This is a genomic window from Halomicrobium sp. HArcht3-1 (assembly GCF_058933345.1).
Window position 1 is genome coordinate 393,435 of sequence record NZ_JBZYDM010000001.1, and the last position, 24,927, is coordinate 418,361.

Consider the following 24,927-nt stretch of genomic DNA (forward strand, 5'->3'; position numbering starts at 1 on the left):
AATGGGTAAAAACCTCGCCCCGCCAGCGGTCTCGTCGGTGGGTAGCTTCACCTTACCCCACACGTCCTCGGGGGGAAAGCGGTTAGTCACGGGAGCACAAGTGGTCGCGTATGTCTGATCTCGGGGATTTCACGGACTTCGACGGCGGCGATAGCGCCGAGGACGCGAGCGAGGACGAGTCAGTCGCCGACAGCAACGCGACAGCGACCGACGACGAGACCGACGCGGACCCGTTCGAGGACATGGACATCGAGCCGACTGGCAGCGACCGCGGCATCGGCGTCCTCTCGGCCTCGGAGGGGCTGACCATCTGCGAGGACGAGCGCGAGACCTGTCTGCGGGCGTACGTCACCGTCGGCAACCGCTCTGACGTACGCATCGGGAAGTACCTGCTCGTCCCCTATCCCGACGGCGAGCGCCTGTTCTGTCGTATCTCGGGACTGGAGTACGCACAGGAGTTCCGGGCCGACGACGCCACCGAGATCCACGCCCGGCGGGCGATGCGTTCCGGTGGGATCGACGAACAGGACTTCAAGTTCATGGCGACGCTGGAGCCGGTCGCCGTCCTCTATGGCGAGGGCGACGAGATGAAGCGGCGGATGACGGACCGCGTCCCCAAACCCGAGACCGTGGTCCGGCAGGCCACCGACAAGCGTGAGATCAAGACCGGACTGAAAATCCCCGAGGATGGCGTCTTTCTGGGCCATCTGGCCGTCGGTGGCGAGAAGGTCAGGACTGCGGCCGAACCGCCGACCATCGACTACCGGCTGAAAGACGACTACGATTCGGGCGACCCGCTCGTCTTCCGGCACACGCTCGTGGCCGGCGGGACGGGGTCGGGCAAGACCCACGGCTCGAAGAACATCCTCCGGCAGTATCTGGCTGCCGACCGGGACTATCCCATCGAGGGCGACGGTCGCGACGTATCGCCGTGTCTCGTCATGTTCGACCCACAAGACGAGTACGCCCAGATGCACGACGACGGTGAGTTGCCCGACGATTTCAAGCGCCGGTGTGAGCGCGAAGGCATCGCCTATGGCGGCCACGACAACACCACCGCCTTCGTCCCGAAAGTGTCTGGATCGAGCTACGCCGCGAGCCACCACCGCGCCGAGCAAGTCGAGTTCACGATTCCCTTCTCGATGGTGTACGACAATCCGTGGCTGATCGCGGGCAGTCAGTTAAACGACAATCAGTACTCGGCGCTGCACTACCTGCTGGATCGCTTCCAGAAGGAGTACGGTGCGTCGGGCACGTACGACCAGTTCACCACCTTCCTCGACGACCCCGCACTCAAGGAGGAACTGGACGAATCGGGGCGGGTCCACGAGGCCACCTTCGACGCGGTCAAACGCCGCGCCTACGGCTTCGGCGGCGTCTTCGATCAGGACGCCCGCCCGATCACCGAGATGGTCAAACAGTTCGTCCGCTCCGGGGGCATCAGCGTCGTCCCGACCTACCACATCAACGACTCCCGGTCGAAGACCACCATCGTGCTCGCGCTGGCGTCGATGCTCGTCGACGAGAAACTGTCGAACAGCCCGACCTACGAACGGATCAAGGAGACGCCCCTCGTGCTGGGGATGGACGAGGCTCACAATTTCCTGACCGACGCCGACAGCGTGCAGGCCCGGAAAGTGATCGGGAAGTTCACCGAGGCCGCCAAGCAGGGCCGGAAAGAACGGCTCGGCCTGTTCCTGATCACGCAGGATCCACAGGACATCGCCGACTCCGTGTTCAAGCAGATCAACACCACCGTCGTCCTGAATCTGGGCGACGAGGACGCCATCTCGGCCGTCAATATCCCGGCGAACCTCGAATCGAAAGTGCCCTACATGGAGAAAGGCCAGATGGTCGTCTACTCGCCGGACAACTCCGAACCCGTCGAGATTCAGGGACTCGCGACCTGCGTCACGAAGCACGGCCGGGACTGACTGTCCGGTCCGCGAGCGGGTGGCCGAAGGCTATAACTCGACCCCCTGTCATTTCTTGACATGGGCAAGCGCATCCTCGTGCCGGTGGACAGCTCAGCACAGGCCCACGAGGCCTGTGCGTTCGTCGTCCGGGAGTTCCCAGAGTCGACGATGGTCCTCCTGCACGTGATCGATCCGGCAGAGGCGGGGTACAGCGCACAGGCCTCGATTCCGTCCTTCTCTGAGGAGTGGTACGAGCGAGAGAAAGCCACTGCGGACGAACTGTTCGACGAACTCGTCACCGAAGCCGAGGCCCGCGACATCGACGTGGAGCGAGTCGTCGAGGTCGGCCGACCGACGAACGTGATCGTCGACTACGCCGCGGACAACGACATCGACCAGATCGTCATGGGCAGTCACGGCCGCTCGGGTGTCTCGCGGATTCTGCTGGGCAGCGTCGCAGAAACTGTCGTCCGGCAGGCGTCGGTGCCGGTGACGGTCGCGCGGTAGCAGCGCGCTCATACGGATTGTTGTAGCGATGTACCGATGATCGTCTCCCCCGTGGCGACGATCACCGGTACGCAACGGCAATAAACCGTCTCAGGCCGTCGCGTGCCGGACGATGTGGACGTCGTACTCGGGATCTTCCGACAGCGGTGCGCCAACGCTACAGACCGGCGTCGACACGCGCCCGGCGTTCTCGCTGCCGATGAACACGATCGAGGCCGCGACTTCGTGGGACACCTGCCGGATCGTCCGTACCACGTCGGTGGTCACGTCGGCCATCGAACTTACCTCCTCGGGCGTCTCGACGCGAAAGTCGGCGTCGGGTGCGACCTCGGCGACGCGCTGCGCGAAGCGCTCGGCGACCGCCTCGGGATCGTACGCCTCACTCTCGCCGATCCAGCCCCGTTCGACGGCGTACTCGCTGTCGTCGGGGATCACCGAGAGGACGAGCACGTCCTCGTCGGTGTACTCAGAAAAATCGACGGCACGTTCCAGGGCAGTCGCTGCCAGATCCGATCCGTCGAAGGGGACGAGCAAGACCATACCGGCCCGTCGTCCGGGGGTCGCTTAATTCTTGGCTCGGGAGTTCTGGTGATTTTTCTCGGGACAGTTTCGGTGCCGACGCCACCAACTGAAGGGTCACGACGCTCGCTAGCAAATACAGTGACGGCCGTTCTACCGCGAACTGAAAGCCCTCGCCCTTTCGATCCACCAAGGACCGTACAGCACCGAGCCACTGCCTCCCCAACCGACTCGCTCGCTTCGCTCGCTCATCCCTCGCGTGATTTCGTCGCGGCACAGCGGCCGCGACAGCGCGCGCCAACAACGTTACCACAAGCATCCGGGCGACCGAGCGGTCCGTCAGGACCCGGCAGGTCGCCCGGTTCACTGAACCGAGCAAAGCGAGGTTCAGCCTTTTTCGCCCACGTTTTTGCGCAAGCGGTTCGAGCGCGCGAAGCGCGACTCGAACCCGCAGCGCAAAAAGGTGGTCTAGAAAATATTGGCCTGTTCGTAGACGCTGATGCCGTCCATCATGATCTCGTAGGGTTTGGTCTCCCGTGAGTGGTTGGCGTTGCGGATCTTCTGGATCTCGACGGCCAGTCGGGTCTCTCTGGTCTCGGTGCGGACGTACTGGAGGACGAACACGGCGTCGGTCAGGTATTCGATGATGCCGTGGCGCGAAGCGTAAGGGTTGGTCTCGCTGGCTTCGGAGGTGAGCATCGTCGTAACACCGGCCCGCTTCAGCGAGCGGGTGAAATCGAACACTTCGGTGCGGCGCTTTGCCTGTTGGTCGTACATCATCTCCAACAGCGACACCGAGTCCAGCACGAGGCGGTCGGCGTCGAAGTCCTCGATCAGCTGTGGGAGTTCGTCGCGGATGTTATCGAGGCTGTTCGCCATCTCCACCGGGTCCAGATCGACGACCGCGAGCTGGTCGTCGGCCTCGTAGGCCTCGAACTCCCAGCCGCGTTCTTCGGCGGTGGCGACGATCGATTCGTGGCTCTGTTCCAGCGTGATGAAAATCGCCTTATCGCCCTGTTGGAGTCCGTGGTGGAGGAACTGCAGCCCGAAGGTGGTCTTCCCGGTCCCGGCCGAGCCGATGGTGACCATCAGGTGACGTTCCGGGATTCCGCCCTGAATCATGCTGTCGAGACCGGTGATACCCAGATCGATCCGTGGGAGCTGTGACTCGAAATCCTCGTCTTCGAAGCCGTCGGCGTCGCCGCCGGAACTGCCCGCGGCGGCGAACGCCGATTCGAAGTCCTCGTCGAACAGCGAGTCGTTTTCGTCGTCGAACGGGCTAGCACTGGCGTCGCCGTCGAAGGGACTGTCGGCACTGGCGTCGCTGCTGTCGTCGAACGGACTGCTGGCACCGCTGTCGTTCCCGAAGGGACTGTCGGTCTCGTCGCCGGTGTCGGCACTGGCGTCGCTCTCGAAGGGACTGTCGCCCTCGTCGCTGCTGTCGTCGAAGGGACTGTCGGCACTGGCGTCGCTCTCGAAGGGACTGTTGCCCTCGTCGCCGGTGTCGTCGAAGGGATTTTCCGCGGTGGCGTCGTCCTCGAAGGGACTATCCGCTGCTTCTGGGGACTGTTCGTTCGGTTCGTCGTCGCTGCGCTCCGGGGTAGCGTCCGCTTCCTCTCCGCCATCGGAGTCCGAACCGTCCTCGCCGACGGCGCGCTCGAACCAGTCGTCGTCCGACGTGTCCTCGGTCATAGCGTGATCGGGTCCCCGCTAACTGCCATGCGCCCGGGTTTCGGTGCGAGGGGAGTAAATGTATCGCCGACGTTATCACTCGCGAACATCGGCGGCTGTGGACGGGTTTATGTACGCGCCGCCGAAAACCCGGGACGATGAAGGTCGGGATCGTCGCACAGCGATCGAACCACCGAGCGATCTCGCTGGCGACACGACTGTTCGAGCGCTTGCAGGCCGTCCCCGCGTCGGTCGTCTTCGACGAGACGACGGCGGCCACGCTGGCTGCCGACGAGGACCGCTGGCCGGACGGTGAGCGCCCGGCACCTCCGGGCGTGCCAGTCGACGAGATGTGCACCTGTGAACTGGTGGTGAGCATCGGCGGCGACGGCACCTTCCTCTTTGCCGCCCGGGGTGCCGGGTCGACGCCGATCCTCGGAGTCAATCTCGGTGAAGTCGGATTTCTGAACGCTGTGGCACCTGACGACGCCGTCGAGACCGTCGTCACGGAGGTCGAACGGATTCGCGAGCACGGGACAGCACAGACGCGGACGGTCCCGCGTCTGCAGGCCAGTGGCGACGACTGGACGCTCCCCCCGGCGCTCAACGAGGTCGTCGTTCAGGGCACCCATCGCGGACACGGCGGCGGTGCCGGCTTCGAGGTCCGCGTCGATGGCTCGCTGTACACCAGCGGTCACGCCGACGGTGTGCTGGTGGCGACACCGACGGGGTCGACGGCGTACAATCTCAGCGAGGACGGCCCGCTGGTCCACCCGCGGGTCGATGGCGTCGTCGTCACCGAGATGGCAGGCGAGGAAGCGATGCCGCCGCTGGTCGTCGACGACGACAGCGAGGTCACGATCAGGATCGAAGGCGGCGAGACGGGAGTCGTCGTCGGGGACGGTCGGATCAGAGAACGGGTGACACCACCGACACAGATCAGGGTGACGCGTGCTGGTGAGCCGGTGAAAATCGCCGGTCCACAGCGGGACTTCTTCGCGGCGCTCGGGAAACTGATCTAGCGCCGACTGACAGTGAAGATGACGGGAGCGACCACGAGGATCGCCAGGCCGACGAACTTGTACATCTCGATACTGCTCAGCAGGCTACTGGCTGCCGGCTCGAACATCTTTCCGGGCAGGACGAGAAACGCAAGCCCGAGCGAAAGCAGGTGCAGGCTCAGCAGTTTGTTCGACCGTTGCAGAAAGATACCCACGGCACCCAGTACTGTCACCAGCAGCAACGCGTCCCCAACGTTGTAGTTCAGCAAGACGCTGTCGATGACTTGCAGTGGCGGAAACATCCTTGTTCGGAGTTTCGCCCTGAGGCAATCTTTAAACTTCCGTTCCGCGGAGAGTATCCCCGCAGTCGTGAGTCCCGAGATCCTCGTCGGAACACCGCTCATCGTCAGTTCCGGAATCGAACACGTGCGAACCACCGGCAACAAACAAATATAAGCGCGGGGATAACAACGTTCCAACAGTGCCAGGGACAACCGACGATGCCACCGTCCTCGTCGTCGACGACGAGGAAGAAGTCGCCGACGTCTACGCGCTTCGGTTGCGAAACGAGTTTCAGACCGAAACCGCGTACGGTGGCGAGGCAGCGCTCGAAACCATTGGGGATGGTGACGAGATCGATGTGGTGTTACTCGACCGGCGGATGCCAGGCGTCTCTGGTGACGAAGTCCTCGAAGCGATTCGCAAGCGTAACGCCGACTGCCGAGTCATCATGATCACGGCCGTCGACCCGGACTTCGACATCATCGACATGGATTTCGACGACTACCTCTGTAAGCCCGTCGAGAAAGACGATCTGGTCGCAGCGATCCGCCAGCAGTTGACCGCACGGCGGTACGACGACCAGTTGACGCGCTATCTCGAAGCCACGTCGAAACTCGCACTCCTCGAAGCCGAGAAAGCGACCCAGACGCTCGACGCCAACGAGGACGTGGCGGCGCTCAAAGATCGCATCGAGCAACTGAAAGCCGAGATGGACGACACGCTCGACGAGTTCGACGACATCGAACGAGCGTTCAAAGAGATCAGTCGCCATCCGGGCTGACCCCGGTCACGGTCAGTTCGGCTATCGGTCGACCGGCGTATACAGTAGATAGCCGTCGGCACCGGCACCCACCGTTCGCAGGCGGAGTGGTCGCTCGCCGTCGCTGGTCTCACAGGCGACGACTGTATCGAGTGGCTCGCCCGTCTCGACTGCCGTGACGACGGTGTCGGTCTCGCTTCCGGCCAGCACCGCTTCTTCCAGTGGCGCACCGATGACAGCGTCGACCGGCACGTCGAACAGCGCCCCGTAGGCTTCGTTTGCGGCACGGACGACCGGTCCGTGGCCGTCGTCGGCGACGTAGAGCACCGGGTCGGGGTGGTCGTCGAACAGATCGGCGGGCGTCGGCTCGAACTGCTGGGACTCGCGTTCGACCGTCATCGTCTCGTCGATCTCGTCTTCGTCGCCCGTCGCGAGGTAGTTCGTCACGACGCCGATGCCACCCCCGAGAGCGACGCCCAGTCCGACCGTCCCAAGCACCGAGAGTGGCATGGTCACCGTGGAGACGGCGGCGTACCCGATCGCGCCGCCGAGTGCGGCCCCCACCACGAGTCCGGCCAGTAAGCCACCGACACCACGGAGCCGCTGCGTTCCAGCGGTCGCAAGCAGCGTCGCCGCGAGTGGGCCGTGCGTCGGTTCGGCGGCCGCTAGCGTGGCGAGACAGCCCAGCCAGAGAACCCATCGACACCCGGAACCGAAACGGACAGCAGCCCCCTTCATCGTGTGACCACTGGATGGCGGATGGTAAAACAGTGTCTCATCGCCGTGCTCTACGCGTCGTCGCTGAGGAGGGTGTCCTGAACGTAGGCGTCGAACTCGGCCCGGACTGCCTCGGTCGGATCGTCCTCTCGCGTCGCCCGGCGGAACGTGTGGCCGGCGATCAGTGTCAGGACGAATGTCGCCGTTCCTTCGGGGTCTACGTCTCGGAAATCGCCGCGTTCGATCCCATCGCGGATGATCGCCGCGAGTTGCTCCTCGAAGCCCCGATCGACTTCGGTGAACTTCTGGCGGAAGGTCTCGTCCTGTACGGCCTGTGCCCGCAGTTCGACGTAGGTCCCAAGCACGGTCGCCGTCGGGGACATCTCCGCGACGTCGCCAACCGATTCGGGATCGAGGATCAGGTCGACGTACGTTCGTAGATTCTCGACCGGATCGTCCCCGGCCGAAAGCGAGAAGATGCGCGTAAACTCCGCGAGGATGAAGTCGACGAACGCGGTCAACAGATCGTGTTTGTTGTCGTAGTGGTGATAGAACGTCGACTTGCTCAGGTCGGCTTCGTCCGCGATCCGCTGGATCGAGAGACCAGCGTAGCCGTACTGCTTGAGTGCGCAGTACGTCGCACGCATGATCGCCTCACGGGAGTCTGATGGTTCGCCGGAAAAGGGCGACTCTGCGTCCATACCGAACGAATATTCGGTCGGCATCCTAAACGTTTCGATGCGGGCGGCCCCACGAGCGAGTAGGCGGGAAGCGAACAACGGTAGATTGATATGCTACCGAACGTTCGTTCGAGGTAGATGCCCGAACGTTCGTTCGAGACGCAAGCGACCGAGATCCGGCCAGGAGTCCATCTTTCCTCTCTGGATTCGTGCGCTGTCTCACCATCGACCGGTCGTCGCCGAACGACGTTGCGGGCCGACTACACATGAGATCGCGTACTATCCTCACGTTGACAGTCGTCGTATTGCTCGTCGCGCCGGGACTCGCCACCGCGGCAGTCAGTGGTAGCCCGGACCTCAGCGCTTCGGTGACCGACAACACACTGACGCCCGGAGCCGAGGCACAGCTCGGTGTCGTGCTGCTAAACAGCGGCGATCTCGAAACCGGGTCGACACGTAATCCGGCACTGAACAGTGAAGTGACGACCGCACGCGGGACGACTATCTCACTCAGTAGTGGCGGTGCGCCCCTCTCGGTGACGACCGGCGAACAAGCGCTCGGGACTGTCCCCACCGGGGCGACACAGCCGATTTCGTTCGGCGTCTCGGTGCCGGACGACGCCGAGCCGGGGACCTACCAGCTTCCGGTCACCGTCGAGTACGAGTACTACAGCTACGTCTCGGAGACTGAAGGTACGCGCGACCGCGAGTCCACGACCGAGACGATCGACGTAGCGGTGAAGATTCAAGAATCCGCGCGCCTCGAAGTCGTCGATGTCGACACGAAGACGCGGGTCGGCGGCACGGGCACGGTCGCACTGACCGTCGAGAACAACGGTTCTGCGACGGCGACCGACACGACGATGTCGTTCGCGTCGTCGAGCAGCGATCTCACCTTCGGACAGTCCGGGTCGGCGAGCCGGTACGTCGAGCGCTGGGAGTCCGGCACGCAGAAGACCTTCGAGTACCGCCTCACGGCGAGTCAGGCGGCCGACACCGAGTCGTATCCGTTCACGCTGACGGCGGACTACGAACTGCCAAACGGTGAGTCGCGCTCGACGCCTGCCGTGTCGGTGCCCGTCCAGCCGCGACCGGAGCAGGACTTCACGGTCGTCTCGACCGAACACAACGTTCCCATCGCGGGCAGCGGGACGTACGACGTGACGCTGCGCAACGACGGCCCCGACGTGGCAAACGACGCCAGCGTCACCCTCACCTCACAGAACGCCGACATCACGTTCGGCCAGACCAGCACCGCGAGCAGATCGGTCGGTGACTGGGCCACCGGTGAGACGCGAACGGTCACGTTCGATACGAGCGCCAGTCCGAGCGCACAGCGCCAGAACTACTCCCTGTCGGCTGCCATCTCGTTCGAAGACAGCGACGGGAACGCGGGGCAGGTGCAGGGACTGACGACGACGCTCGTCCCGAACGCACAGCGCTTTACCGTCGTCTCGACGGACAGCGCCGTTCCGGTCGGCGACACCGGTGAGTACACCGTGACGCTGCGCAACGACGGAACGACCACACTCAACGACACCTCGGTCACGCTCACCTCACAGAACGCAGATATCACCTTCGGCCAGTCAAACAGTGCGACCCAGTTCGTCGGACCGTGGGCGGCAGGTGAGGAACGGACCGTCACCTTCGACGCGAGAGCCGGCGACAGCGCCGAACAGCGCGACTACGCGCTCGATGCGACCGTAAGCTACGAGCGTGCGAGTGGCACCGCCGGACGACAGGGCAGCATCTCACTCGGTCTCCAGCCGACGGCCGAACAGTCCTTCGCCGTCGAGAACGTCGAGACCTCGCTACAGGTCGGCGACGACGGCCAGTTAGAGGGCGAACTCACCAACACCGGTCCCCGGCCAGTCGACGACGTGGTGCTCGTCTGGGCCAGCGAACAGCGCAACGTCAGCCCGATCGAGACCGAGTACTCCGTCGGGGGACTCGACGCCGGTGCGTCCGCCGAGTTCAGTTTCGACGTGGACGTCAGTGACAGTGCCCGCAGCGGGCCGCGCCAGTTCTCGCTGCAGGCACAGTACGACAACGACGACGATCAGCGCCGTACCAGCGACTCACTGAACGTCCGTGCCGATGTTGCCGGCGAAAGCGACGAGTTCGACGTGGGCATCCAGAGTGCCAACGTCACCGCCGGCAGCGACACGAACATCGAAATCGAGATCACGAACACGAAAGACGAACCGCTCCGGGACATCAACGCAAAGATCTTCGCCGACTCGCCGATCTCCGCCAACGACGACGAGGCGTTCGTCAGCGAACTCGGGCCGGGAGAGTCGACGACACTGACCTTCTCGATCAGTGCCGGCGGGAGTGCGCTGGACAAGACCTATCCCGTCTCGATGGACTTCCAGTACGACGAAACCGACGGTGACACCGTCACCTCGGACACCTACAACATCCCGGTCGACGTGAATCAGCAAAGCGGCGGTGGCGGCCTGCCCCTCTCGGTCATCGGGGGCGGTCTCGTCGTCGTCCTGATCGGCGTCGGTGCGTTCCTGCGCTTCCGCTAGTATGGACTATCAACGCTACATCGACTGGATCGACGACCGGATCATCCACGACTCCAGACGCGTCATTCTGACGTTTCTGGTCGTGACACTCGTGTTCGGCGCCGGTCTCGGCAACATCTCGACTTCGGCGGGGACCTCCCAGTTCGCGACCGGCCTCCCAGAGGAGGAGGCCCTCGAGGACATCAACAGAGAGTTCTCGCCGACGTTTACGACCGACACGGGCAGCACGCAACTGATCCAGAAAGAGAACAACGTTCTCTCGAAGCCGGCGATGTTGCGGATGCTGCGAGCACAGGACCGCGTGCAGGACCACCCCGAGATGCGGGTCACCGCTACCAGCAGTGCGGCGGGCATCGTCGCCCGGACGCTCGACCCGTCCGCACAGACGGTCGAGGACCAGATCGACGCCATCGAGCGCGCGCCCGAGAGCGAGATCGACCGCGCGATTCGACAGGCCGCGGAGACGAGTCCGCAGTTCCGGTCGACGGTCAGTCAGGACTTCAACCGCAAGTCGGCGACTGCGTCCGCGGCGATCGGCGTCATCTCTCACGAGGTGCCCGCCGGTCTCTCGTCGGGGTCGGGGCAGGGTGGCTCCAGCCCGCTGACGGCGATCCAGCAGCAGGCGGAGTTTCAGGTCGACTCCGCTGCTGGCGGGGCCCTCACGGTCTTTGGGAGCGGGATCGTCGCTGCGGAGTTCAGCAACGTGATCTTCGACTCCCTGCTGATCGTCACGCCCGCGGCGATCCTCTTTATCTTCCTCTTTCTCGCGATCGCCTACCGCGATCCGATCGACCTCGGACTGGGGCTGTTCGCGCTCCTGTTGGCGATCGTCTGGACGTTCGGCTTTACCGGATTGGCGGGGATTCCCTTCAGCCAGATGTTGATCGCCGTCCCGCCGCTCTTGCTCGCGGTCGGGATCGACTTCGGGATTCACGCGGTCAACCGCTATCGTGAGGAACTCGTGAACGACAAGGGGATCGACGAATCGATGCGGATCACGACCGATCAGCTGATCGTGGCGTTCTTCATCGTCACCGGCACGACCGTCATCGGCTTCCTGTCGAACTTCACGAGTTCGCTCGCGCCGATTCGAGAGTTCGGTCTCGTCGCCGGTGTCGGGATCGTCTTCACGTTCCTGATCTTCGGCATCTTCCTGCCGGCGGCGAAAGTCGAGATCGATCGCTTGCGCGAGCGATACCCGATTCCGACGATCAGTGAGACACCGCTCGGCTCCGAGGAGTCGGCGCTGGGATCGGTCCTGCGTGTCGGCGTGACGCTCGGTGACGCCGCGCCGGCGATCGTCCTCACCGTCTTGCTCGTCGGCAGTGCCGGGGCTGGCGTCTACGCGCAGGAAATCGACACGACGTTCTCTCAGGAAGACTTCCTCCCCCCAGAGGAGACGCCAGCGTTCTTAGACGAGTTGCCCGAACCGTTCGCACCGAACGAGTACACCGTCGCCGCACAGCTGAATTTCCTCGAAGAGAAGTTTGCGACGACTCAGTCCAGTCAGACGACGGTGTACGTCGAAGGACAGCTACAACGGGGGTCGGCTCTCGAAGAGATCTATCGCGCCGGCGACGACCCGCCCAGTTCCTTCGTCGAGAGCGGGGGGCGGGCCGAGTCGACCTCCATCGTCACGGTGATCCAGAGCTACGCCCAGCAAGACCCCGAGTTCCGGCGACTCGTCGAGCGCAACGACCAGAACGACAACGGCGTCCCGGATCAGAATCTCCGGCAGATCTACGACGAGCTGTTCGACTCGCCCGTGGGTGACCGGGCGGCGAACTACATGACGGAGGACCGGCGCAGTGCGCGTATCACGTACACGGTCGAGGCCGACGCCTCACAGGCCGCGATCACCGACGATACGCGACAGGTCGCCGACCGGTTCCGGATGGATGCGACTGCGACCGGCAACACCGTCGTGTTCAAAGCCGTCTCCGATCTCATCCTCGAATCCGCGATCACGAGTCTCGCGGTCGCCCTGATCGGTGCGACGGTCTTCCTGATGTTCATCTACCGGATCTTCGAGGGGTACGCGACGCTGGGGATCGCTAACATCATCCCCGTCGCGGTGACGGTGACGCTCGTGGCCGCCTCGATGCGCTATCTGTCGATCCCGTTCAACGCGATCACGGCGACGATCCTCGCGATCACGATCGGGCTGGGCGTCGACTACTCCGTCCACGTCACCCATCGTTTTGCCGACGAACGCGCCGAGAACGGCCTGCAGACCGCGCTCGACCGCACGGTCAGGGGTACCGGCGGGGCACTGCTTGGCAGCATGCTCACGACGGTCTCGGGTATCGGCGTGCTCGCGCTGGCACTGTTCCCCGCGCTGGGACAGTTCGGCGTCCTGACCGGTCTGTCGATCACCTTCGCCTTCCTCGCGTCGCTGATCGTGCTCCCGCCGACGCTGGTGATCTGGGACGCCCTGATCCTCGGGGAGCGGCGCTTGCTCTCGCTGTTCGGGATCGGGCCGCGCCACAGCCATTCGACGACGACTGCGGCCGTCGACGGCGGTGACGACGACACTGGGTTCGAGCGTCAGTGAGCGAGCGGGGCACGCCCGGTGAACCTTTTTCCCGTCCGCCACGAGAGTCCACGTATGACCCACGTCGTCATCGTCGGGGCCTACGGGAGTGCTGGGGCCGCCGTCGCGTACGAACTCGCCGACGAACCGGGGATCGAACTGACACTGATCGACGACGGCGAACCGGGCGGCGGTCTGTGCATCCTGCGGGGCTGCATGCCGTCCAAAGAGGTCCTCTCGGCGGGCGCCCACCGGTTTCAGGCACGTCACGACGACCGCCTCGTCGGGGACGTGCCCGATGTCGATCTGGACCGCGTCGTCGACCAGAAGGACGACCACACGCTGAACTGGGCGGGCCACCGCCGCGCCGGCATCGAGGAACTGGCCGAGCGCGACGACGTGACCTTCGTCCACGACACCGCCCGCTTCGTCGACCCCCACACCGTCGAAGCCGGCGGCACGCAGTACGATGCCGACTACGTCGTGATCGCGACGGGGTCGAGCGTCAACGTCCCCGACCTCCCCGGAATCGACGAGGTCGACTTCATGACCAGTGCGGACGTACTCGACGCCCGCGAATTCCCCGATTCGGGCATCGTCATGGGCTTTGGCTACATCGGCATGGAACTGGTGCCGTATCTCGCCGAGGCCGGCGGGATGGACCTCACCGTCATCGAACACGACGATCGCCCCATCGACGAGGCCGACCCCGAGTTCGGCGACGCAGCACTGGACATCTACCGCGAGAACTGGGATCTGACGATCCCGACGAACTGCTACGAGTGCAACGTCGAACCGACCGACGACGGTGGGGTTCGGCTCGTCGCCGAGTTCGACGACGGCCACGAGGAAACGTACGAGGCAGACCAGCTGTTTTGCTTTACCGGCCGCCGACCCACCGTCGACGGACTTGGACTGGAACGTACGGACATCACCGTCGAAGGTGATTGGGTGCGAGAGACGATGCAGACCGAGGCACACGATCACGTCTACGCCGTCGGCGATGTCAACGGCAAGGAGCCGATCCTCCACGTCGCCAAGGAGCAGGGGTTCACGGCTGCGGAAAACATCGTCCGACAGGAGGCAGACACCGCCACCCAGCCCTACCAGAACGTCCACCACCACGTCATCTTCTCCGGGCTTGGCGTCTATCCCTTCGGCCGCGTCGGCCACAGTGAACGGACCGCTCGCGAGGCCGGTCTCGATGTCGCGGTCGCGACCCGGCAGGCCAGCGACGACGGCGTGTTCAAGTCCAAAGACGTCCCCGAAGGACTGGCGAAACTGGTCGTCGACCGCACCGACGGAACGGTGCTTGGCTGGCAGGGACTGCACTACCACGCCGATAGCTTCGCCAAGACCATGCAGATCGTCGTCGAGATGGGCTTAGACGTGCGCGAGATTCCAGATCGGGCCTACCACCCGACGCTCCCCGAGAACCTCGACGGTCTCTTCCGGGACGCCGCTGCACTCGTCGCGGAATCCGCTGACGCCGCTCCCGAGTGAGTGTAATCGCACACTGACGGGACGGAGAGTGCCGGACGGGCGAAACGGCCCAGTTATCGCTCACTTTCGAATCCGCCACGTCGCTTCTAGTCGTCGCTTGCCGCCGATTGCTCGGTGTCGGCCGCGATGTCGGCGTCCTCGCGTGGGCCAGCGGCGTGGCCCTCGTGGGTCACGGCCGTCGCCATCAGATCGGCGGAGATCGCCGGCACCTCCTCGGAACCGACCGGACCGGACGCGTCGATCTCCTCGCGCGAACGCGGGAACTCACGGAGGTCGTAGTGGAGTCCGATGCCGGCTTTCGCGCCCTCGCCCAGCGCGACCGGAATCTGGTTGTGACCGGGGGTGATGTCGCCGACAGCGGAGACGCCGTCGACGCTGGTGCGCCCGTGATCGTCGACGGCGATGGTGCCGTCGTCGTTGCGCTCGACGCCCAGCTGGTCGGCCAGATCGGCGTTGTAGTTCGAGCCGTACATCGGGAAGCCGCCGCGATACTCGCGGCGCTTTCCACCGGACTCCGTCCGGTTCCCTGTGGAACGCGGTTCCACGCTGTCGGCGAACTCGAACGCCTTCAGCCAGCCGTTCTCGTCTTTCTCCATCGATTCGATGTCTGCCTCGATCACGTCGACCGGATGGGCGCGCAGTTGTTCGTCGGTCTCGTCGCTCCACTCGATTGCCTCGCCGCGGGTGAGCACGTCCACCTCGTCGGTGAAGTTCAGCATGATCATCGCGACGTGGGCCGCGGCCTCACCGGTGCCCATCACGTAGACCGGTTCGTCGACGAACATGTAGGCGTCACAGTGCAGGCAGTAGTGCAGGCCCTGTCCGGTGCGGGGCAGTGGCGGGTCCGGGCGCTCGTCGCTGAACCCCGTCGCCAGCACGACTTTGCGGGCGGTGACGGTGTCCTCGCCTGCGGTCAGTTCGAAGCCCGTATCGGTCTGCTCGATCTGGGACACGAAGTCCCGGACGAAGTCGGCCCCGTAGGACTGGACCTGCTCGCGGCCAGTCTGCAGGAACTCGTTGCCCGAGACGTGTTCGGTCACGCCGATGACGTTGTGGGTGTCTCGCATCATCGCCGCGCGGCCACCGCCACGGTCGACGACGACCGTATCGTGGCCCAGCCGCGTCGTGTACAGCGCACTGGTCAGGCCGGCGGGACCGCCGCCGACGACCGCGACGTCGTACTCGGGAGTGTCGGTCATCGAGCTTTGGTTAGGAGTGTGGCCGTTTAAACCCATAGACCGCCACCCGGCCACACGACCCCTCACTCGCGGTCGAGACCACGAACGTCGAACCGTGCGCCCCCCGCGACACTCTCACTCACGGTGACGTTCGCACCGTGGGCCTGTGCGAGTTCGGTGACGATCTTCAGGCCGAAGCCGGTGCCGTCGTCACTCGTGGTGAAGCCGGTTTCGAACACCTGCTCGCGCTCTTCGGGTGGGATGCCCGGCCCGTCGTCGGCGACGTAGAAGCCACGACCGTCGTCGCAATCGTCGACCGTGACCGTCACGTCAGCACCGGCGTGCTCGACGGCGTTGCGAAACAGATTTTCGAGCAGGCGCTGCAGTCGCTCGGCATCCGCGAGGTAGCGTCCGGTCACGTCGTTGCGGACGGTCGCGTCGTCGGCGTCGAGGACGGCCCAAGCGTCGTCGACGATGGCGGCGAGATCGATCGGCTGTGGGTCCTCCACGGCCTCGCCGTCGCGTGCCAGCGTCAGCACGTCCTCGATCAGGGCGTCCATCCGCTCTAGCGACCGTTCGATGGCGTCGAAGTGCTCTGGGTCGCCCGTCTCACGGGCCGCGTCGATCCGTCCGAGCGCGACGCCGAGGGGATTGCGCAGGTCGTGGCTGACGACGCTGGCGAACTCGGACATCCGGTTCCGTTCACGCTCGATCTCGCTGCGGTGGTGGCGGCGTTCGCGCTCGTAACTGATCCAGTTGCCAAGCAACTCCACGAGGCTGATCTCCCAGTCCGAGAACGGTTCGGCGCGTGGCTGGCGGTCGTAGAAACAGAACGTCCCGTACACGTCACCGTCGACGACGATGGGCGTCCCGAGGTAACAGGCGACCCCGCTCTCGGCGACCGGCACGCACTCCGGGTACTCGGGTGCTGTTCTGGCGATGTCTTCGAGTACGAGCGTCTCTTCGGTGACGATTGCGCGTTCGCAGTTGGTCTGTTCGAGCGGGACCCGGTCGCCCGGCTCCCGTTCGGTGTCGGGACCCTGGACCACTTCGAAGACGTATTCCTCGCCCTCCAGCCGTGAGAGGACCCCGGCGCCCGCCTGCAGCACTTCGCGACCGATCGACAGCAGCCGATTGACTTGCTCCTCGAAGGTCATGTCCTTGGCCGAGACGACCCGGTACATCTCTTCGAGGACCCGCTCGCGTTCGTGCAACTCCTGCATCCGCTCCTTGCGGTCGCTGATGTCCTGGAAGTACACCGAGAGACCGCCGGCGGCGGGGTAGGCTCGCACCTCGAACCACGTGCCGAGCGGGCCGTACTGCGCCTCGAAGGTGACCGGTTCCTGATTCGTCATGGCCTCGTGATACCGGTCGTAGAACGTCGAATCGACCGCCTCGGGCAGCAGCTCCCAGATGTTAGCTCCGACCAGTGTCTCCACCGAGCGGTCGACGGCCGCTGCCTCACAGACGACCTCTCGACCCCGTTCGTTGAGGTAGGTAAACTCCCACGAATCGTCCAGTGCCATGAACGCGTCGGTCATCCGGTCGAGGATCGACAGCCGGTCGCGGGACCGCCTCGTGGCCGTGGTGATCGTCTCGGCCAGCGCGGGTAGCTGTTCGCTGATGGGCGTCCGTTCGACGTACCCCGACACGTTGGCCCGGATCGCGCGACGAGCGATGTCATCCCCGTCTACATCCGTCGCCAGTACGAACGGCAGTGCGGGCCACTCCTCGCGGACCGACTGGAGGAGCGACAGCCCGCTCTCGCCGGGGAGATCGTATTCGCTGACGACACAGTCCGGTGGGGCTACCGACAGCCGCTCTCGCGCTCCCTCGGCGTCCGTGACGTGGACGACGGCAAACGGACCTTGCTCGGCCAGTCGCGACCGGACCGTCGACGCGTCGTCGGCAGCGTCGACGTACAGCACGTCGATCTCTTCTCTGCCATCGCGGTGGTCGGACGCTGGTGCGCGCTGGCCGTCCATGGGGGTAATTCGGCGGCCGGACTCATATGCGTGGTGTCCAATCGAATCCAATTGGTGTGTCGACATTTCCACACCGTCGATAGCGTGTGTCCTGTCTCTCACCACCCCGCGAGCAGGTCGCAACAAGCAGTTTGATCCCCGCCAGCGTATCGCTCGGCCATGTACGACCGCATCCTCGTGCCAACGGACGGCAGCGACCACGCCGACCTCGCATTCGACAGCGCGCTCGACATGGCCCGGCAGTTCGACGGTGACCTCTCGCTCCTCCACGTCGTCGATACGGCCCGCATCGGCGAGCCAGCACTCTCGTCGGCCGAACTCGTCGTCGACCAGCGCGAAGACGACGGGACCGCGCTGCTACAGCGGCTGAGCCAGCGCGCCCACGACCACGGCGTCGGCACCGAGGTCCACAACTGCCACGGCACTCCGAGCCGCGAGATTCGCCGCTACGCCGATGCCGTCGACGCCGACCTGATCGTGATGGGCTATCAGGGTCACGACCACGACCGAACGCTCGGGACCGTCACCGCGCAGGTCGTCAAGGCCTGTGATCGGCCCGTGATGCTGGTCTAGGTCGTTATATCCTCGCGTGGCGACGATACTGTAGTGAATGCTGAGGGAATCAGCCACTTTTGTACTTCCACAGGAAGCCAATCTAAAATCTAATCTACACTATCCCTAATGACGCAACAGACAGATTGCGGATACTCACCGGTGTTCCATCGCGTAGTCCAATCTTTCGACTCATAATCCGTCCAGTAATGCCAACGCTATCGTGTATTATATTGACTTTCAGTGACAGGGACGCCACATGGGCGAGGAAATCGTCAGGGTCGAGCAAACGACAACGGTCGAAGAGACAGTTCTCGTCTGTGATGGGTGTGGTGAAGAGTTCGATGGGGACCGCGTTTTCCTCCCGATAATAAAGAGACACTACGACGAACGATCCAGTGATCAGCCAGAACGAATTACGCTTGATCCACCCTACGTTGGTGAACCTGCTTATCTCTGCACGAAGTGTCGTCGTGATGGCAGTGGCCCAGCACTTCGTGATGCCCGCCCTGGCGCCCTGCGTATTCACAAGACAACAGACACAGCAACGATGGTCTTGATGATCATCGCGTTCATATCGGGCGCCATCGTTCACGCACTGATCTAATTTTCGACCCACCTGAACCCGGTTTATTATAGCCTATCGGACTGCCATGTTGCGCTTCAACCACATAATGGATCAATGTAAAATCCTTGAGCGGCAGCATGTGGCCGTGGATTCCGACGCCCTTTGAAAATCAACAATGTGCTTCACAATAGCGATGATAAAATAACATCCGACATCTTATTTTATAAGAGAGTCATGGTATCTCTAACCATATTACTCAGGATGAGTTGTTTTATGAATGTTTAGAAGCGCTGACTAGTGTTACCGTTGAGTGCTCAGCTAGGCGCATGTTGTTAGTAATATAAATTAATAATCCAAAGTTCTGCCTAACTTGGCGGCTCCCAGTCCACTTATACCACAACGAATTTATGTGTTGGTTGAGTGTCTTTTGTATGGGTGAGAATAGCCCTGCCGAAGAAGACATAGATCCTAATGGAGAGACAATGACTAGAATGAACAAACACAATCTCAGATTTTCATCTCTAAAATTCTTATCCCATCTCTTAGGTGTTTTGGTAGGATTTTCTTTTATTATTTTCGGTATCAATAATATCTCTATTTTTTATTCAATAATTGCCGTCTTAATCGGCATCGCCTTTTTAATACCTACCGTTAGAGCCGTGTATCTGAAAATCCAAAACAGAGTGTTTCATTAGGCAAAATTATGGTGTGGAATCATTATATTATGTATTTTGGATTTCCAAAGATATTTATGGGTTTCAATCATCAGGAAGGCCTGTGGTGAAAAATGACAGAGAAGTCCAGGCGTAAGATACTGAAATCAACAGGCCTTGTTGCTTCCTCGGTCAGCGGCTTGATTGGCGTAGGTTCGGTAAGTGCCCAGCGGAGAAGGAGATCAAGCAAATACGACTTTGATCCAGACGAGAAGGAGGAAGTAGAGAAGTTTATCATTAATCATAGACCATTAGAAAATCCAGAAATCGCTGAGGAATTAACCAAGGAACAACAGGAAGCAGTCCTTGACCGGTTGACAAAAGTAGACTGGGAAGCTAGAGAGGCAAACCAAGGAATCTCTATTCAGTCCAATGGTGGCTACGCACATATTGAAGTTAAGGGGTCCACTGGTCTGACTACAGAGTATACGTTCAACACCAACTTCTCGTGGGAACCACACGGAAATGGCAAGGGCTATTCAGACGTTAGCAGCAATAGTAACGGCCACTCAAACGCCGCAGCGGGAAGATACCTAAAAGGATCCGGAACAAGCGGTAAAACGACAAAATGGGATACTCACTTCCATGCCTGGGAAGCGGGACAATTCCAACTCCACTTTGGGGTCGCATATAGAACAGTTACTGCGAAAGTTAAGATTCGAGGTAACGAAGAGGGCAAATACAATATTCTAGAAGAACGGAATCCAATATAAATTATGGGAAATAAATCACACATATCAAGACGAAAGTTAATCAAAGGAATTGGAAGCTCCGCAATTGCTACCAGTGCGATCTACTCAGCAAGTGCTGGAGTAACCGCAGATGGGGACCACAGTGTGACCTGTAAATCCGTGCGCAAAGGTCTTTTTAATGGTACATATTATAAACTACAGGTATCTGTGGATTGGTCATCTAATGGACATGATATCACTAACTTGGACCAAAGCTATATGGGTCGTGCTGGCGCACCGGACTGGCACTTCGATGAAATAACAACCGTTGAAACTTCGGGTGGAGAAGGTGAATCGACTTGGAATCTATATGTTGAGGGCGACTATTCTAGATCTCCTGGTACTCAAGAAGAGTCAACTTGGGTAGATCTTACCATTTTTGCGGATGGCGATTATCAGGTGAACTGTGGAAACAAAAAAGTGATAGTGAATGATGGATAATAACAATCCACAATCCGATAAAAAAAACTCCCCCTTCGGCCCTGACTGATATATTTACGCTCTTTCGAAGGGGTAGTGTTTATTTTGGAGCATTGTGCCAGCAGGCGAAGGCTTGAAGCCATGATTCGGCTGTTTCGGGTTCGGCGTCGATGAAGCAGTTCGAGAACGACGAAGTTCGGCGTTTCACTTCTCGAAAGATATGTTCGACGGCATTCCGATTTCCAGCGCGACACATCTGAAATCGGAGACCAGCTCGTTGAAGCGCAGTTTGGAGGGGGTGAGCGCCATCGACGAGAAATTCGGCAGTTTCAACATCGTGTTTCTGCCGAAGTTCGCGCAAGAATATTTCGGTGAGAGCGGTCGTCGTTGTCGAAAAGAGGCGGACGTGCAGCAGGTCGTTGGTCTCGGGATCTGCGGCGGCGTACAGCCAGAACTGCTGATCGTTGATCCGAATCACTATTTCGTCGAGCGCGATCTGATTCGGTGATCGACCCGATTCTGTCTGTAGATCGGCTTTCTGTACCCAATCGTGGACCGCTTTCCGACTACGCTTGACACCCAGGTCTTCGAGTAAATCGACGGTATGCGACAGCGAGAGGCCCGCAATGTGCGAATGAATACCCCGTGCCATTATCCACTCGGGTGTCCGCTTGCGCTCCACAAAATCCAAATCAATCTACTCTCTAACTCCAATGAGGCGGGTGATTTCTGGCATAGGCACCAAGAAATCCGTCCACCTCACATTTCACTCTTAACTAAACATGATCGCCTACACAGGGATCGAATTCATCATCTCCGTGGATCTCCGATAGGCCCAAACCCAAGGAGGGTCGATGTAAGTCCGGGCTGTACCCCGCTCTTCACTGACGCAATCGCGACAGCACCGGCATCTCCGCGATGCGCTCGTCGCTCAGCGCGTCCCAGTCGATCCCGTCCGGGCGATCGTAGGGCGTCTCGGTGGTGATGGTCCGCTCGGGCGTGACGACGAGGTCCATCGGTACGTCGTGGGCGTCGACGTGTTCGTGGTCGCGGACCTGTCGTTCGTGGACGGTCGTCACGACCGGCGTTTCGTCGTCGACCAGCCCCAGTTCTCGCAGGACGGCGTATTCGAGGTCGCTGTACCCCTCGCCCTTGCCGATGCGTGCGCCGCGTTCGCTGACGGCGACGCTGCCCGAGACGATCAGATCGATGGCGGGCATCTCGTCAGGGCCGACCGCCACGCCGTGCTTTGCCGACCCACCGACGGTCGTGGCGTCGTCGATGTCCGGGACTTCGTCGGGGTCGAGTCGCAGAAAACACTGCTCGTCGGTCAGGCGGGGGACGGCCATGTAGACGGTTTTGCCGGCACGCATCGCCGCCCGGCGGACGGGGAGCTGTGGCGCGTCCGGGTTGGCCTTGACGGCGTCGGCGGCCCGCCACGCGTCGGTCTCGGCGAGTCGCTCGGCGGCGTCGTCGGCCCCGGCGAAGTTGGGAATGCGGCCGTGGGGCGGGAAAGGAAAGCGAGCCGCGCCGCTTTCTTCGAGGTCGTCCCAGACTGCTTCTCGGCGGGACTGCTTGTCGGGCATGCGTAGAGCGTGGGCCAGGAGACGCAAAAACGTCGCCGTTACAGCGACCGAGCGACATTAGGCACCGGCAGCCAAAGGGACCGTGTGGACGAGACCATCGAGTGGCTTCGGGGCCGGCCGTACTACGAGGGCCAGGTCCGCGACGCACGGACGGTCCCCGGCCGCGACGCTAGCTTCGCCGATCTGGACCTGAACGACAGGCTAGCGAGCGCGCTCGAAGCCGACGGGATCAAGCAGCCCTACGCCCATCAGGCCGCGGCCATCGAGGCCACCCGAAACGGCGAGAACGTCGTGCTGGCGACGGAGACGGCGAGTGGCAAGAGTCTCGCGTACACGGTCCCGGCCTTCGAGCGGGCCATGGACGACCGGCGGACGACACTCTACATCGCCCCGCAGGTCGCGCTGATCAACGACCAGACCGAGACCCTCTCGGAACTGGCGAACCGGCTGGGCTTTGCCTCCGGCGTCTCGGTCGCACAGTACACCGGCCGTCAGTCGACGACCGAGAAAGAGCAGATCCGCGAGCGCCAGCCCACCGTCCTGTTGACGACGCCGGACATGCTCCACTACGGCATCCTCCCACACGCCCACCGACTGTGGAAGTGGTTCTTCCAGCGCCTCGACACCGTCGTGATCGACGAGGTCCACAGCTACCGGGGCGTGTTCGGCAGCCACGTCGCGCTCGTCATGCGACGGCTCCAGCGCGTCGCCGAGCGCTTCGATGCAGACCCCGACTGGATCTGTTGCTCGGCGACCATCGGCAACCCCGTCGCACACGCTGCGACGGTGACGGGCACGCCCGAGTCGTCCTATCGCCTGATCGACGCGGACACGAGCGCCAGCGGCCCGCGCCAGTGGCTCGTCTGGAACCCCCCCGAGTACAGCGGTGACGGGTGGGGCACCGGCCGCCGGAAGTCCAGTCACGTCGAGACCAAACAGCTGTTCGTGGATCTGGTCCAGCGGGGCCTCCAGACGGTCGTGTTCACCCGCTCGCGACAGACCGCCGAGCGCTACGCCACCGAGAGCGCCGAGGACCTTCGGGACCGCGGAGAGTACGACCTCGCCAACGCTGTCGGGGCGTATCAGGCCGCGCTGACCGACGAGCGCCGCCGGGAACTAGAACGGGACCTCAAGTCCGGCGACCTCCGCGGGGTCTGGAGCACGAACGCGCTCGAACTCGGCGTCGACGTTGGCGGGCTGGACGCCGTCGTCCTCGACGGCTACCCCGGCACGCGGATGCAGACCTTCCAGCAGGCCGGTCGTGCCGGACGGGGGACCGATCCCGCGCTCGTCGTCCTCGTCGGCGGCGAGGACCAGCTCGATCAGTACGTGGTCGCCAACCCCGACGCGCTGTTCGACCATCCACCAGAGCAGGCAGTCACCAACCCCGAGAACGACCAGCTCATGCCCGATCACGTCTGTTCGGCGGCCCGCGAGACGTGGCTACGGCCCGACGACGACCGCTACTTCGGCGAGTCGTTCCCCTCGCTCGTGGCCGATCTGGAGAGCGCCGGGCGACTGGCCCGCCGGACGACGGGCGACGGGACTCGCTGGGTCTACGGCGGCGAGGGCAGCCCCCAGCACGACACCAACCTCAGGACCGTCGACGACGGGGAGGTCCAACTGCGCCACAACCGCGACACCATCGCGACGCTGTCGCTCGACGACGCCTTGCGCGACGCCCACCCCGGCGCGATCTACCACCATCAGGGGACGACCTACGAAGTGACCGATCTCGACCTCGATCACGGCATCGCCACGCTCGACCGAACGTGGGCCGATTACTTCACCCGCGTCCTCCACGACAAGGAGATCACCGTCGAAGCGGACCTGCGGGCCGACACCATCGACGCCCGCCCGGACGTGCCCGTCCGCTTTGCCGACGTGACCATGCGCAAGCAGATCACGGGCTACGAGCGCCGCGACGGGTCCAGTGGCGAGGTGATCGGCCAGCGCGCCCTCGACCTGCCCGAGACAAAATTGCGCACGAAGGCACTGTACTTCACCGTCCCGACCGATCTGGAGCGGGCGATGCTGGGCGAGCAGGTCGCCACCGACGGCAGCAACGACGGCGGAAACGGCCCCAGCGACAGCCTCGACCGCCCACCAGTGCCCGACGATCCCGGCGATTTCCCCGGCGGCATCCACGCCGCCGAACACGCGATGATCTCGATGATTCCCTTCGAGTACCTGTGTGATCGCCGTGACGTTGGGGGGCTGTCGACCCCGATGCACCCCCACACCGATTCACCCACGATCTTCATCTACGACGGCCATCCCGGCGGGGTCGGCATCACCCGCAGCGCCTTCGCCGACGTTGACGGCCTGATGGCGACGACGCTCGACATGCTGCGTTCGTGTGACTGTGCCGATGGCTGCCCGGCCTGTGTCCAGTCACCCCACTGTGGCAACGCCAACGACCCGCTGGACAAGGAACTGGCGACGTACCTCCTCGACGGGCTGACCGACGGCGGGTGATCCGGTCCCAACGGGACATGTTCGGGACACCGAGACACTGAGCGAACGGGAGCACGACACGTGAGTGGCGTCGAGCGAGAGCGAGCGCAGAAG

General features: G+C 62.7%; 21 protein-coding genes. 12 read left to right on the top strand and 9 right to left on the bottom strand.

The window, feature by feature from the left end:
- Positions 1-110 precede the first annotated feature (110 nt).
- Together AC5FRW_RS02105 and AC5FRW_RS02110 are read left to right on the top strand one after the other, a co-directional pair.
- Positions 111-1,934, top strand: coding sequence for an ATP-binding protein (locus tag AC5FRW_RS02105; RefSeq protein WP_493566765.1), 1,824 nt, complete (start codon positions 111-113; stop codon positions 1,932-1,934).
- 60 nt (positions 1,935-1,994) lie between these two features.
- Positions 1,995-2,423: a universal stress protein gene (locus AC5FRW_RS02110; RefSeq protein WP_493566766.1), complete on the top strand. Its 429-nt coding sequence runs from the start codon at positions 1,995-1,997 to the stop codon at positions 2,421-2,423.
- A gap of 90 nt (positions 2,424-2,513) precedes the next feature.
- Here the strand turns inward: AC5FRW_RS02110 and AC5FRW_RS02115 are convergent, their stop codons facing one another.
- Entirely contained in the window at positions 2,514-2,963 is a 450-nt protein-coding gene (locus tag AC5FRW_RS02115; RefSeq protein WP_493566767.1) for a universal stress protein, read from the bottom strand.
- Positions 2,964-3,410: 447 nt separating this feature from the next.
- On the bottom strand, positions 3,411-4,634 hold the full coding sequence (locus AC5FRW_RS02120; RefSeq protein ID WP_493566768.1) for a KaiC domain-containing protein: 1,224 nt from the start codon (positions 4,632-4,634) through the stop codon (positions 3,411-3,413).
- Positions 4,635-4,771: 137 nt separating this feature from the next.
- Here AC5FRW_RS02120 and AC5FRW_RS02125 point away from each other — a divergent pair, with 137 nt between their 5' ends.
- Positions 4,772-5,635, top strand: coding sequence for an NAD(+)/NADH kinase (locus tag AC5FRW_RS02125; protein WP_493566769.1), 864 nt, complete (start codon positions 4,772-4,774; stop codon positions 5,633-5,635).
- Here AC5FRW_RS02125 and AC5FRW_RS02130 read toward each other — a convergent pair.
- Positions 5,632-5,916, bottom strand: coding sequence for a DUF8006 family protein (locus AC5FRW_RS02130; protein ID WP_493566770.1), 285 nt, complete (start codon positions 5,914-5,916; stop codon positions 5,632-5,634). The genes AC5FRW_RS02125 and AC5FRW_RS02130 overlap by 4 nt on opposite strands.
- A gap of 179 nt (positions 5,917-6,095) precedes the next feature.
- On the opposite strand from AC5FRW_RS02130, the gene AC5FRW_RS02135 reads away from it, so the two are divergent.
- Entirely contained in the window at positions 6,096-6,677 is a 582-nt protein-coding gene (locus tag AC5FRW_RS02135; RefSeq protein WP_493566771.1) for a response regulator, read from the top strand.
- A gap of 21 nt (positions 6,678-6,698) precedes the next feature.
- Here the strand turns inward: AC5FRW_RS02135 and AC5FRW_RS02140 are convergent, their stop codons facing one another.
- Together AC5FRW_RS02140 and AC5FRW_RS02145 are read right to left on the bottom strand one after the other, a co-directional pair.
- Positions 6,699-7,394 (bottom strand): PAS domain-containing protein, encoded by a 696-nt coding sequence (locus AC5FRW_RS02140; protein WP_493566772.1) that lies wholly within the window; start codon positions 7,392-7,394, stop codon positions 6,699-6,701.
- A gap of 50 nt (positions 7,395-7,444) precedes the next feature.
- Entirely contained in the window at positions 7,445-8,074 is a 630-nt protein-coding gene (locus tag AC5FRW_RS02145) for a TetR/AcrR family transcriptional regulator (protein ID WP_493566773.1), read from the bottom strand.
- Positions 8,075-8,319: 245 nt separating this feature from the next.
- Between AC5FRW_RS02145 and AC5FRW_RS02150 the strand changes: the two genes are divergently transcribed.
- From AC5FRW_RS02150 to AC5FRW_RS02160, 3 genes are read left to right on the top strand one after another with little or no spacing between them, the layout of a single operon-like run.
- Positions 8,320-10,587 (top strand): COG1361 S-layer family protein, encoded by a 2,268-nt coding sequence (locus AC5FRW_RS02150; protein WP_493566774.1) that lies wholly within the window; start codon positions 8,320-8,322, stop codon positions 10,585-10,587.
- Between the two features lies 1 nt (position 10,588).
- Positions 10,589-13,141, top strand: coding sequence for an efflux RND transporter permease subunit (locus tag AC5FRW_RS02155; RefSeq protein ID WP_493566775.1), 2,553 nt, complete (start codon positions 10,589-10,591; stop codon positions 13,139-13,141).
- A 54-nt stretch (positions 13,142-13,195) separates the two neighbouring features.
- The gene (locus AC5FRW_RS02160; RefSeq protein ID WP_493566776.1) at positions 13,196-14,623 is read left to right on the top strand and encodes a dihydrolipoyl dehydrogenase family protein; all 1,428 of its coding nucleotides are present in this window, start codon (positions 13,196-13,198) and stop codon (positions 14,621-14,623) included.
- Between the two features lie 86 nt (positions 14,624-14,709).
- On the opposite strand, the gene AC5FRW_RS02165 is transcribed toward AC5FRW_RS02160, so the two are convergent.
- Positions 14,710-15,822 (bottom strand): NAD(P)/FAD-dependent oxidoreductase, encoded by a 1,113-nt coding sequence (locus AC5FRW_RS02165; protein WP_493566777.1) that lies wholly within the window; start codon positions 15,820-15,822, stop codon positions 14,710-14,712.
- Between the two features lie 62 nt (positions 15,823-15,884).
- Positions 15,885-17,786: a receiver/sensor box histidine kinase gene (locus AC5FRW_RS02170; protein WP_493566778.1), complete on the bottom strand. Its 1,902-nt coding sequence runs from the start codon at positions 17,784-17,786 to the stop codon at positions 15,885-15,887.
- A gap of 159 nt (positions 17,787-17,945) precedes the next feature.
- Between AC5FRW_RS02170 and AC5FRW_RS02175 the strand changes: the two genes are divergently transcribed.
- From AC5FRW_RS02175 to AC5FRW_RS02190, 4 genes are all read left to right on the top strand, one after another.
- Positions 17,946-18,359, top strand: a complete 414-nt coding sequence (locus AC5FRW_RS02175; protein WP_493566779.1) for a universal stress protein — start codon at positions 17,946-17,948, stop codon at positions 18,357-18,359.
- Between the two features lie 238 nt (positions 18,360-18,597).
- Entirely contained in the window at positions 18,598-18,945 is a 348-nt protein-coding gene (locus tag AC5FRW_RS02180; RefSeq protein ID WP_493566780.1) for a hypothetical protein, read from the top strand.
- 748 nt (positions 18,946-19,693) lie between these two features.
- A complete protein-coding gene (locus AC5FRW_RS02185; RefSeq protein WP_493566781.1) occupies positions 19,694-20,332 on the top strand; it encodes a hypothetical protein in 639 nt (212 codons plus the stop codon).
- A gap of 3 nt (positions 20,333-20,335) precedes the next feature.
- Entirely contained in the window at positions 20,336-20,791 is a 456-nt protein-coding gene (locus AC5FRW_RS02190) for a hypothetical protein (RefSeq protein WP_493566782.1), read from the top strand.
- Positions 20,792-20,870: 79 nt separating this feature from the next.
- On the opposite strand, the gene AC5FRW_RS02195 is transcribed toward AC5FRW_RS02190, so the two are convergent.
- Together AC5FRW_RS02195 and AC5FRW_RS02200 are read right to left on the bottom strand one after the other, a co-directional pair.
- Positions 20,871-21,467: an IS6 family transposase gene (locus AC5FRW_RS02195; RefSeq protein WP_493566948.1), complete on the bottom strand. Its 597-nt coding sequence runs from the start codon at positions 21,465-21,467 to the stop codon at positions 20,871-20,873.
- Between the two features lie 184 nt (positions 21,468-21,651).
- A complete protein-coding gene (locus AC5FRW_RS02200) occupies positions 21,652-22,356 on the bottom strand; it encodes a 5-formyltetrahydrofolate cyclo-ligase (protein ID WP_493566783.1) in 705 nt (234 codons plus the stop codon).
- An 84-nt stretch (positions 22,357-22,440) separates the two neighbouring features.
- Between AC5FRW_RS02200 and AC5FRW_RS02205 the strand changes: the two genes are divergently transcribed.
- Positions 22,441-24,834 (top strand): DEAD/DEAH box helicase, encoded by a 2,394-nt coding sequence (locus tag AC5FRW_RS02205; RefSeq protein WP_493566784.1) that lies wholly within the window; start codon positions 22,441-22,443, stop codon positions 24,832-24,834.
- The last annotated feature ends 93 nt before the right edge of the window (positions 24,835-24,927 follow it).